Origin of the sequence: Martelella sp. UBA3392, from assembly GCF_002358775.1 — a bacterium.
Classification (GTDB): Bacteria; Pseudomonadota; Alphaproteobacteria; order Rhizobiales; family Rhizobiaceae; genus Martelella; species Martelella mediterranea.
The window spans coordinates 1287-11475 of the sequence record NZ_DEPM01000177.1 but is presented as its reverse complement, the minus strand read 5'-3'; the positions used below and the strand labels follow the sequence as shown (position 1 = coordinate 11475).

At 62.0% G+C, this 10189-nt stretch carries 10 protein-coding genes and 1 pseudogene; 1 reads left to right on the top strand and 10 read right to left on the bottom strand.

The features are described 5' to 3' along the window. From B4E36_RS13830 to B4E36_RS13810, 5 genes are all read right to left on the bottom strand, one after another. Positions 1–419: ABC transporter ATP-binding protein (locus B4E36_RS13830; protein WP_345900471.1), on the bottom strand; the 419-nt coding region annotated here is incomplete at its 3' end. A gap of 4 nt (positions 420–423) precedes the next feature. Next, entirely contained in the window at positions 424–1257 is an 834-nt protein-coding gene (locus B4E36_RS13825; RefSeq protein WP_018064024.1) for a carbohydrate ABC transporter permease, read from the bottom strand. A 17-nt stretch (positions 1258–1274) separates the two neighbouring features. After that, positions 1275–2174: a carbohydrate ABC transporter permease gene (locus B4E36_RS13820; protein ID WP_292058297.1), complete on the bottom strand. Its 900-nt coding sequence runs from the start codon at positions 2172–2174 to the stop codon at positions 1275–1277. Between the two features lie 85 nt (positions 2175–2259). After that, positions 2260–3501, bottom strand: coding sequence for an ABC transporter substrate-binding protein (locus B4E36_RS13815; protein ID WP_292058294.1), 1242 nt, complete (start codon positions 3499–3501; stop codon positions 2260–2262). A gap of 70 nt (positions 3502–3571) precedes the next feature. Then, a complete protein-coding gene (locus B4E36_RS13810) occupies positions 3572–4732 on the bottom strand; it encodes a mandelate racemase/muconate lactonizing enzyme family protein (RefSeq protein ID WP_292058291.1) in 1161 nt (386 codons plus the stop codon). Between the two features lie 71 nt (positions 4733–4803). Here B4E36_RS13810 and B4E36_RS13805 point away from each other — a divergent pair, with 71 nt between their 5' ends. Then, on the top strand, positions 4804–5496 hold the full coding sequence (locus B4E36_RS13805; RefSeq protein WP_292058288.1) for a GntR family transcriptional regulator: 693 nt from the start codon (positions 4804–4806) through the stop codon (positions 5494–5496). Between the two features lie 3 nt (positions 5497–5499). Here the strand turns inward: B4E36_RS13805 and B4E36_RS13800 are convergent, their stop codons facing one another. The 5 genes and pseudogenes from B4E36_RS13800 to B4E36_RS13780 all read right to left on the bottom strand — a co-directional run. Further along, positions 5500–6465, bottom strand: a complete 966-nt coding sequence (locus B4E36_RS13800) for an aldo/keto reductase (RefSeq protein WP_292058285.1) — start codon at positions 6463–6465, stop codon at positions 5500–5502. A 118-nt stretch (positions 6466–6583) separates the two neighbouring features. Beyond that, the gene (locus B4E36_RS13795) at positions 6584–7963 is read right to left on the bottom strand and encodes an FGGY-family carbohydrate kinase (protein WP_292058280.1); all 1380 of its coding nucleotides are present in this window, start codon (positions 7961–7963) and stop codon (positions 6584–6586) included. After that, the gene (locus tag B4E36_RS13790) at positions 7960–8970 is read right to left on the bottom strand and encodes an ABC transporter permease (RefSeq protein WP_292058277.1); all 1011 of its coding nucleotides are present in this window, start codon (positions 8968–8970) and stop codon (positions 7960–7962) included. Before B4E36_RS13790 ends, B4E36_RS13795 begins: the two co-directional genes overlap by 4 nt. Beyond that, complete coding sequence (locus B4E36_RS13785; RefSeq protein WP_292058273.1) at positions 8967–9950, bottom strand: ABC transporter permease; 984 nt, start codon at positions 9948–9950, stop codon at positions 8967–8969. The genes B4E36_RS13790 and B4E36_RS13785 overlap by 4 nt, the downstream gene beginning before the upstream one ends. Continuing rightward, a pseudogene (locus B4E36_RS13780) lies at positions 9947–10189 on the bottom strand (D-xylose ABC transporter ATP-binding protein); the annotation flags it as partial. The gene B4E36_RS13785 and the pseudogene B4E36_RS13780, both read right to left, overlap by 4 nt.

The window sequence follows — 10189 nt, the reverse complement described above, 5'->3', positions numbered from 1 at the left end:
TGGCGCTGGCCGCCGGAAAGCTGCGATGGCTTGCGTTGCAGAAGCGGCGTCAGTTGCAGGATGTCGGCGGCGTGCCTGACCTTTTCCTCGATCTCGGCTTTCGGGTGGCGTGTCATCCGGAGGCCGAAGCTCATATTGTCGGCGACGGTCATGTGCGGATAGAGCGCATAGGACTGAAACACCATAGCCACGCCGCGATCGGCCGGCTCGACATCGTTCATGCGCTCGCCGCCGATCGTAAGCTCCCCGCCGGTGATGTCCTCGAGGCCGGCGATCATCCGCAGAAGCGTGGACTTGCCGCAGCCGGACGGGCCGACGAAGACGACCAGCTCGCCCTCTTCCACCTCCAACGAAACGCCGTGGATGACATCGACCGAACCGTAGGACTTGCGGATATCGCTAAGAGCAAGCTGAGCCATTGAATTAGCCTTTCACCGCGCCGACGGCGATGCCGCTGACAATCTGGCGCTGGAAAATGATATAGAGAATGACGATGGGCGCGGCCGCCAGCACGATGCCGGCCGACAGCAGCGGCACATTGGTGGTGTATTCGCCGCGCAGCGCCGCAATGCCGACCATCAGCGTGCGCTTGTCCTGCAGCACGAGTAGCGAGATCAGCACGTCGTTCCAGCAGTAGAGCGTGTTCAGGATGCCGAGCGTGATCAGGGCCGGCTTGCCCATGGGCACCATCACATGCCACCAGATCTGGATCAGCTTCGCCCCGTCAATGCGGGCCGCCTCCACCAGTTCACGCGGCAGTCCGGCGTAGAACGAGGTCATCAGATAGACCGAAAACGGCAGGAAGAACGCGGTGTAGGAGATGATCAGCCCGATCCGGGTATTCAGCAGGTTGAGACCGATGATCGTCTGGTAGAACGGCACCAGCACCACCTGCACCGGGATCATCAGCGAGGCGAGGATGACGACGAAGATCAGCTTGCGCAGCGGAAAGCGCAGCACCGCGAAGGCAAAGCCCGCAAGCGACGAGATCACCAGCAGCACAAGCACCGCGCCGAGCGTGACGACGACGGAGTTGAAGAAATAGGCCGACAGGCCCGACCGGTTCCAGACATCGACGAAATTCATCAATGTCGGCTCGGTGACGATGCCGAACCGGTCGAGGATATAGCCCTTGTTGGTCTTCAGCGCGTTGTTGATCGCGAAGAAGACGGGGTAGACGCAGCTGAGCGCCAGAAGCGCCATGGGCACGGAAAACACCCAGAGCAGCCGTTTCTGCTTGTTGCCGGCCTGTGCCATTCTCGTTTGCCCCTTCCTCAGACGTTGGCGTTGCGGTTCATGATGCGGATCTGCAGATAGGCGATCCCGCCCATCAACGCGAACAGCACCATGGAAAGCGAGGCGGCATAGCCCGGCCTGTTCATCTGCCCCTGTTCGAGCCAGATCAGGAATTCCGGCAGCGTTGTCGCCGTGCCCGGTCCGCCAGCCGTCAGCACATAGATCAGGCCGAACATGTTGGTCAGAACCCCGATCGTGGTGACCACCGCGACGAATTCGATGATCGGCATCATCGCCGGGATGATGACATAGACCCAGGTCTGCCAGAGCTTGGCGCCATCAAGGCGCGCCGCCTCCAGCATTTCCGAGGACAGCGTCGAAAGGCCGGCCAGAAAGATCAGCAGGCTCATGCCGAAGGTTGCCCAGAGCTGCACGGTGAAGAGCGACAGAAGCGCTGTCGAGCCGCTGCCGAGCCAGTCGACGCCCTCGATGCCGAACATGCCGAGAAGCGCGTTGAGCCCGCCATCATAGCGCAGCACGATGTTGAAGATCGAACCGACGATCACGCTCGAAAGCACGGCGGGAAAGAAATAGACGGAGCGATAGAGCTTGCCTCCCGGCACCCCGACGTGAATGAGGGTTGCCAGCAGCATGGGCAGCATGATCCAGACCGGCAGCGACAGGATCAGAATGCCGGTATTGCGGGCCGCCGCATGGACATTCGGGTCAGCCGCCATCTCGCGATAGTTTGCGAGACCGATGAAGGACGCATCATTGAAGCCGGTGGAATCCGTCAGCGACAGGAAGAAGCCCCAGATCAGCGGCACGATGCGGAAAACCAGCACCAGAATGATCGGCGGCAGGATGCAGAAATAGGCAAAGCGCCGCTCCGCCCCGAGGCGGTTTCGGCGACGTGGTGCTGTCTGGTCCTTGGCCATATAGTCTCGGTCCCGGTTGTTTTGGTCATGACTGCGGGGCCTCAGAAAAGCCCCGCAGGTCGATCGTTGAAATGAGAGGCCGCGCTCAGCCGCCGTGGGCCTTCGCCTGCACGTCGTCCATGCGGCTGGCCGCTTCTTCGACCGTGGTGTCGCCGTTCAGCAGAAGCTGGCTCTGGCGATGCCATTCGGCCAGTTCCTCCGCCGTGACGCTGGAATGCGCCGTCGGCGCGCTCTGATCGTTCAGATAGCCAAGAATTTCGATCACCGAAGGGCTTGAAAGGCTCGACGTGTCGACGACGGTGCTGGCCGGAACGACGCCCGCATCATTGACGAAGACGGCGATCGGCTCCGGATCGGCGAGCGTCGTCGCCAGCTTCTCCGCCAGCTCTGGATGTTCGCTGTCCTTGTTCACGCCGTAGCCGATGCCGCCCGAGACCGGCATACGCAGCTTGTCGAACGCCATCTCGGGTGCGGGATGGATGAAGACGCCAAGATTGTCGGCGCCCAGGAATTCGTCGAACTGCTTCCAATGCGCGACATCGGAGATCAGGCCGATGACATTGGCGGCATCGGAGCGCATGAACTGCTCATACTCGTCCATGAACTTGGCCTGCGAATTGGCGCCCTTGTTGTACCAGCCCATCTCGCCTTCATCGACCCAGGTCTGCAGGATGGCGCTGATCTCCGGGCTCGACCATTTGAGCGTGCCGTCGGCGAAAGCCTGCTGCTGCTCGTCCGTCAGCATGGAAGCGGCGAGCGAGGACAGCAGGAATTCGGCCCCGAAGCCCTCCTTGTTGCCCATGGCGAAGCAGGGGACATCGCCCTTTTCCTTGATTGCCTCGCAGACGGCGACAAGCTCGTCCCAGGTCTGCGGCGGGCTTTCCGGGTCAAGGCCGGCATCGGCGTAGAGTTCCTTGTTGTAGTAGACAACGAAGCCCTGAATGGTGATCGGCAGTGCGTAGAGCTTGCCGTCCTCGCCCTCGAAATCCGCCGTTCCGACCAGGTTCTCGCCATGCGCGGACAGGTCGACAAGGGCTGGGATGCGCGCGCGTGTCTGCGCGCCGCCATGCAAGAGGAACACATCCGGCCCCTTGCCCGAAGCGAGCGCCGTTCCGAGAATGGTGTAATACTGGTCATGCGGCTGCATGACGAAATTCACCGTATCGCCTGGATTTTCGGCCTCGAACTTTTCCTTCGCCGCCTGGATATAGCTTGCGGCGGCCGGATCACCGGACTTCCAGTCCCAGACCGTCAGTTCGGCGGAAAATGCAGGCGCCGCAATGGCGGTCAAGGCGGCCGCCGCCATGGACAGTTTCACGATATGCATCATTCTCTCCTCCCTCGTTTCGTTTCCGTCGGCTTTCGCGCGTCCTAGGCACAGCCGTCCGGTCACTGGTTCAGGCCAATGCGGCCAGGATTTTCGGCTCCGAGCCCGGCGGCACCGGACCGATGGCATCAGTCGCGACGATTTCCGGACGGGCCCATTCGGCCCGCGTGGCCTCGTTGAGCACGAGGCCGTGGCCGGGCCTTTCCGGGGCGACGAAAAAGCCGTCGCGAATCTCGAAGGTTTCGTCGACCAGGTGGTCGAAATTCTGGAACGAATATTCGACCCATTCGACTTCCGGCAGGGCCAGCGCGGGATGCAGGCCGACCTCCAGAAAGGTGTTGCCCAGCGAGACCGGAACGCCAAGCTCGGCGGCAAGCCAGCCGACATGCATGACATCGGTGATCTGACCATGAACATTGACCATGTCGGTCGCGCCCGCCGCCATCAGCGCGCGCTTGCCGGAGGCATCGAGATATTCGCCCGAGTTGATCAGCGTGTTGGCGGTCGCCTCGCACAGCATTTTCAACCCGGCAAAATCCGAGCGCAGAATCGGATCCTCGACCCAGGTAAGGCGATAGCCGAGCGCCTCGATGGCGTTGATCTTGACGAGCGCTTCCTTCGCGCCCCAGGCCTCATTGGCATCGATCATGATCTCGGCGTCAGGACGCACGGCCTTCTTCAGGAGGGCCAGCCGGTTGAGGTCCCATTCGAAATCGGGATGCCCGACCTTGATCTTGAAGGCGGAGAAGCCCTGCGCGTCGGCCGCGCCGAAAAGCTCGGTGAATTCGTGATCGCTCAGGTGGAAATCGAGCCCGGAGGCATAGGCGCGGACCCGATCCTTGTGTCCGCCGCCCAGCAATTTGTAGAGCGGCATGCCAAGCTGCTTGGCAAACATGTCCCAGAGCGCGACCTGCACGGCCTCGTAAGCCGGGATGGTGGCTGCGCGCTGCTTGCCGCCGCGCGGCCGGGAAACGCGATGCACCAGCGCGCCCGCCTGCTGACCCTCAAGCCCGGGAAACACTTCCGCGGCGAACACGCGCGTCAGCTCTTCCGCCGATGGCAGCGGGAAGAACAGCGACTGCATGAAGCCGAGCCCCACCGTGCCGTCCTCGGCGATCAGTTCCAGCGCGGCAACGTTCACCTCATCGGCCCGCACCTGGCTGTCGCCGATCGGGCGATGGCGACGAAACTGGTAGCGCGTGATACGAAAGCTCGCTATAGGCATGGGCATCTGGTAGACTATTCCCGATAGTTGATATATCAGATTGGAGTTGTAATATAGACAAAGAGGGAAGCAGACAAGTGGTTTCTTCCAAAAAGACAAGATCCGGCGTTGCCGAGCCGCATGGCGCAAAACGCCTCAGCGACGTTGCCTATGAGCGTATTCTCGAGCATCTTTTCGCGAAGAAGCTGCCGGCCGGCGCGTTCGTCTCGCAGAACCAGCTTGTCGAGATGCTCGATATACCGGTCGCGCCGCTGCGCGATGCATTGCGGGTTCTCGAAGTGGAAGGCGTGCTGACGATCCATCCGCGCTCCGGCATCGAATTCGTCAAGCCGGGACTGGAACTGACGCGCTCGACCTATCAGTACCGCACCATCCTCGAATGCGCGGCGGTGAAGGTGTTTGCCGAAACGGCAAGCGATGACGAGATTGCCGCGCTGCTCGCCGAGCACGAGGCGCTGTCGGAGAAGATCGGCCGGACAGGGCTTGATGCCGAGGCGCTGGCGGAGATCGAGCATCTGGAGGCGGCGCTGCATGATTCCATCATCGGCGCGCTGGGAAATCCGCTGATCAACTCCGGCTACAAGCGCATGCATCACTATCTGCGGCTGGTGCGGCTCGAACGGAAAATGACGCCACCGCTCGCCCAGCGCTCGCTGCAGGAACATGTGGCGATCCTCAAGGCGTGCAAGGCGCGCGACGCGGATGCCGCCGAAGAGGCGGTCAAGGCCCATTTCGATGCCGCGCTCCGTCGGCATATGGGGCTCTACTGAGGGTCAGCGGATCGTCAGCGGCTGGACCTCGTCGAGAAATTGCCGGGGCAGCGTCGCGCCAAACTGCTCCAGATTGCGCATCAGGCTTTTGCGTTTCCCGGTCCCGATCAGGATGTGCGAGACGGTTGGATGCGCCGCCGGAAAATTGATCGCGGCCTCCGGCAGGGCCAGGCCGTAGCGCCCGGCAATTTCGGCAATCGCGGCGACTTTCTCCTGAATTTCGGGCGTTGCCGGCTCATAGTTGAAATGGGCGTCAGGCCCCGGCCCTGTCGCCAGAATGCCGGAATTGAACACGCCGCCGATGACAAGCCGCGTTCCTGCGGCTTCTGCGCGCGGCAGAAGCGCCGCCTCGGCCGAGCGGTCGAGCAGCGTATAGCGCCCGGCAAGCAGGATCTCGTCGAAATGCGCATGGTCCATCAGATCGAGACAGACCGCCGTCTCGTTGACGCCAAGGCCGAAGCCGGCGATCGCGCCTTCAGCCTTCAGCCGTTCGAGCGCTCTGAGGCCGGAACCGGTGAGATCGCGCATATGACGCTGGTTCTCTTCGGGCCCATGGGCAAACTCGCCAATGTCATGCACATAAAGGATATCGATGCGGTCGAGCCCGAGGCGGGCGAGGCTCTGCTCATAGGAGCGCATGATGCCGTCATGACTGTAGTCGAAGCGCACTTTGTGCCTGAGATGGCCGAGCGGCGGATCGGGCGCATCGTCCTCGAGCGGTTCGAGCAGCCTGCCGACCTTGCTGGAAAGGGTAAAGGAGGCGCGCGGCTTTTCCCGCAGAAAATCGCCGACGCGCTGCTCTGAAAGGCCAAGACCATAGAACGGCGCGGTGTCGAAACGCCGGATCCCGGCGTCCCATGCCGCCTCCAGCACATCGCGGGAATCGTCCATTGAAACCGGTTCATAAAGTCCGGCAATGGCCGCACAGCCGAAAGCGATCCGCGCCTTATGTCCCTCTTCCGCCAACATAGCCCCCTTAGAGATCAATTTTCCAATCTGATATATCTATCAAGGGAAAATGACAAGGACCGCGCAGAACTGGCTAAAGCATTTCCGGTGAAAACCGGATCACCGGAAATGCTCCAGATCACGCCGCCTCAGGCAGTCGCTCCCGCCAGATCTGCGCATAGCGGTTGAGTTCGGCAAGGCCCGAAAGAGGCTCGGGATGACGCGTGAAGGCGGAGAATTTGACGCCGCCCACGGCAAGACCGGCCGCCCCCGCGCTGGTCCCGCTGCCGGGGCTTTTTTCCACCGGCCTGCCGGTGGCGGCCGACAGCATGGAGAGATAGTCATGGTTTTCGGCAAATGGCCCCTCGACGATCACAGGTCCCGAACCGCCCACAAGGTCAAGGCAGACCACCGTCATCAGCGCCAGATACCATGACACGCCCAGAAACCGCATACCGGGCGTAAGGTGATGCTCATCCACCGTCCAGCCGCCGATGACGCCCTGGAAAGGCCCGGTGTCGCCGAACACGGACGGCATCATCATAATCCGGTTTTTCAGCATCGCCTTGCGATCCGCCTCGCTGACGGTCACATCTCCGCCGGGCGCGGCGAACTCGAAAACGCGACCGCCCATGAACCGGGCCGAGGGCACCGGATCGCCATAGGCATTGACGTTGATCAGCGTGTCCCGGGTTTCATCGAGCGCCGGCGTATCGCCGCCGACCGCCATTGCGACAACCCATGTACCTGTTGAGACCACGCAAAAGGGCTGGGCGCGCGACCAGAGATGCGGTAGCAGCGAGGCATTGGAATCGTGAATTCCGGCCAAGACCGGACAAGCGGGTGCAAGCCCCGTCTTCTTCGCGATTTCCGGCAAAACTTCGCCGAGCCTGTCATCGGCTTTGACAAGCTCTCCCATCTTGCCGCGGAGACCGAGTGCACTCACCAGCGAGGAAAAACGTCCGGAGCGCGGCGACCACAGATCAGTGTGGCAGCCCCAGCTCGTCGCCTCGCTGGCGCGACGACCGGTCAGCCGGAAGCCCCAATATTGCGGATAGGGCAACACGCAATCGATCTCGGCGAATGCCTCGGGAAACCGGGACTTCTGCCAGAAAAGCTGCGCGCCGATATTCAGCCCCATGGCAAGCCGCGGTGAGCCTGTCTCGGCAAAGGACGGGCGGATCCTTTCATAGTCGGCGCGCGTTTCGTCAGGGCCGGCATACTCGTAGTCGAGCACCGGCAGCGCCAGCGTACCGTCCCGTTTCAGAAGAGCCGCCGTGGCACCGTGCGTGGTCACCGAGATCGCGTCGACGCCATGCGCCTGCTGAAACGCGGCGAGCGCTTCCAGGATGAAATCGAAAAGGTCATCCACCGCAAAATGCGGATAGGGCGCATGTCCCGTCACCCCGTTGCGTTTCGAGCGCATATCGATTTCGCGGCCTTCCTCAAGATCATAGAGGATGACCTTGGCATTGGTCTTGCCGATGTCTATGACCGCGACCTTGCGGATTGCGCTCATTGCACTTGTTCCCGCGTGAACCGCCGGACGATCCGCGTATAAAGCACAGGCAGGGCGATGACGCCGATCAGCAACAGGCCGATGAAGATCGACATGACGATACCCGGCACATTCATCAACCCGAAGCCGAAGGTGACCAGTCCCATGATGAAGGCTGCCAGCACGACGCCGATGATCGTACCCGCGCCGCCAAGAATGTTGATCCCGCCCAGCACCACCATGGTGACGATCTCGAGTTCCCAGCCAAACGCGATCGACGGCCGCGTCGAACCAAGCCGCGAGGTAAGGCAGATCGCCGCCATGCCCGACATCACGCCGGTCATCAGAAAAAGCAGAAATTTCACCCGCCCGACCCTGATGCCGGAAAACCGCGCGGCGGTGGCATTGTTGCCGACGGCATAGACCATGCGGCCGAAGCTCGTGAGATGCAGCAGGATGCCGAAAAGCGCTGCCATGACCGCAAACAGCACGAATTCGAAGGAGATCACCCAGAACACATAGCCCTGCCCGAACCAGGCGAAATCCGACGGATAGCCGTTAAAGGCCTTGTCGCCCAGGAAAACATAGGACAGCCCGCGAAACAGGCTCATCGTGCCGATGGTGACGACGATCGACGGCAGGCCGAGACCGGTGATCAGGAAGCCGTTGAAGGCGCCGCACAACAGGCCGACGCCAAGCCCGATCGCCGCCAGTTCCGGCGTCCCCGCGCCGAACTGAGCGGCATAGCCCATGGCGGTGGAGGCGAGCGCGATGATGGCGGCGACCGAAAGGTCGATCTCGCCGGAAATGATGACCAGCGCCATGGCAAAGGCAATCAGCGCCTTTTCGGTGAAGTTGAAGGTCGCGTCCGACAGATTCCACGCATCCAGGAAGTAAGGCGAGGCGAAACTGTTGATGATGAAGACCGCGATTACCACCACGATCAGCAGGCTCTCCCAGCTTCGCGCCATGCGGTAGCCTCGGCCGTGGAGGCGGTCTGGTACAAAGCGCTTGTCGTTGACACTCATCGCGCATGCTCCGCTTTTTTCAGGATGACGCGGCCCTTGACGCGCGAGGAGCGCGCATTGACGGCAACCGCGATGATGATGACCGTGCCCGAAATCGCCATCTGCCAGAAGGGCGAGACATCGATGACCGGCAGCGCATTCTTGATGATGCCGAGGAACAGAGCGCCCAGCACCGCGCCGATCGCCGTGCCCGCCCCGCCGGCAATCGAAATGCCGCCGATGACGCAGGCCGCGACCACATCCAGCTCGAAGCCGTTGGCGATGTCGACATAGGCGACGGCATAGCGCGCGGTCCACAGATAGCCGGCAAGACCGGCAAGCGCGCCGGCAATAAGATAGGCGAAGAAGTGCGTTCGACCGACCGAAATGCCGGTATAGACGGCCGCATGAGGATTGCCACCGACGGCATAGAAGGCGCGGCCGAGCCGGGTCATGATCAGCACCACCATCATCAGCGCGATGACGGCCAGCGAGAACCAGGCAAGCACCGGTATGCCGAGAAAGACGGCGCGCGGCACGGCCTTGAAGGCATCGGTCATCTCATGGGCGTTCACCCACGCTCCGCCCGTCAGAAGAAAGATCGTGCCGCGATAGATCGTCATCGTGCCGAGCGTCACCACGATCGGCGGGATCGACAGGCGCCAGACCAGAAGCCCGTTGATGGCGCCGAGCACCGCGCCGCTGAAGGTGGCGGCGAGCAGAAGAAAGATCACCGGCAGGTCGGGAAAGGCGACATTCAGAAGAGCGGCAATCGTGCCCGACAGCGCCAGATTGGCGGCGATGGAAAGATCGATGCCGCGCGCGAGAATGACGGCGGCCTGGCCGAGCGCCAGAATGATCAGGATCGCCGTATCGTTGTAGATCGAGACGAGATTGCGCGGGGCGACGAAGCCGGGAAAACGCAGTTCGATGGCGCCGACAAGCAGCAGGATGGCGAGGAAGAGCAACGCCTCGCGATGTTTGAAAATGCGCGCCATCATGCTGCCGCCCCGATGCCGGCAGCCGCGCGCACCAGCTTTTCCGCCGACATGTGTTCGCGCGGAAACTCGGCGACGATCCGCCCCTCGCGCATGACGATGACCCGGTCAGACATGCCGAGAATCTCCGGAATTTCAGATGAGACCATGATGATGGAGAGCCCCCTGCCCGCGAGTTCGCTCATGAAGGCATGAACGGCGGATTTCGAACCGATATCGATGCCCTTGGTCGGCTCATCGAG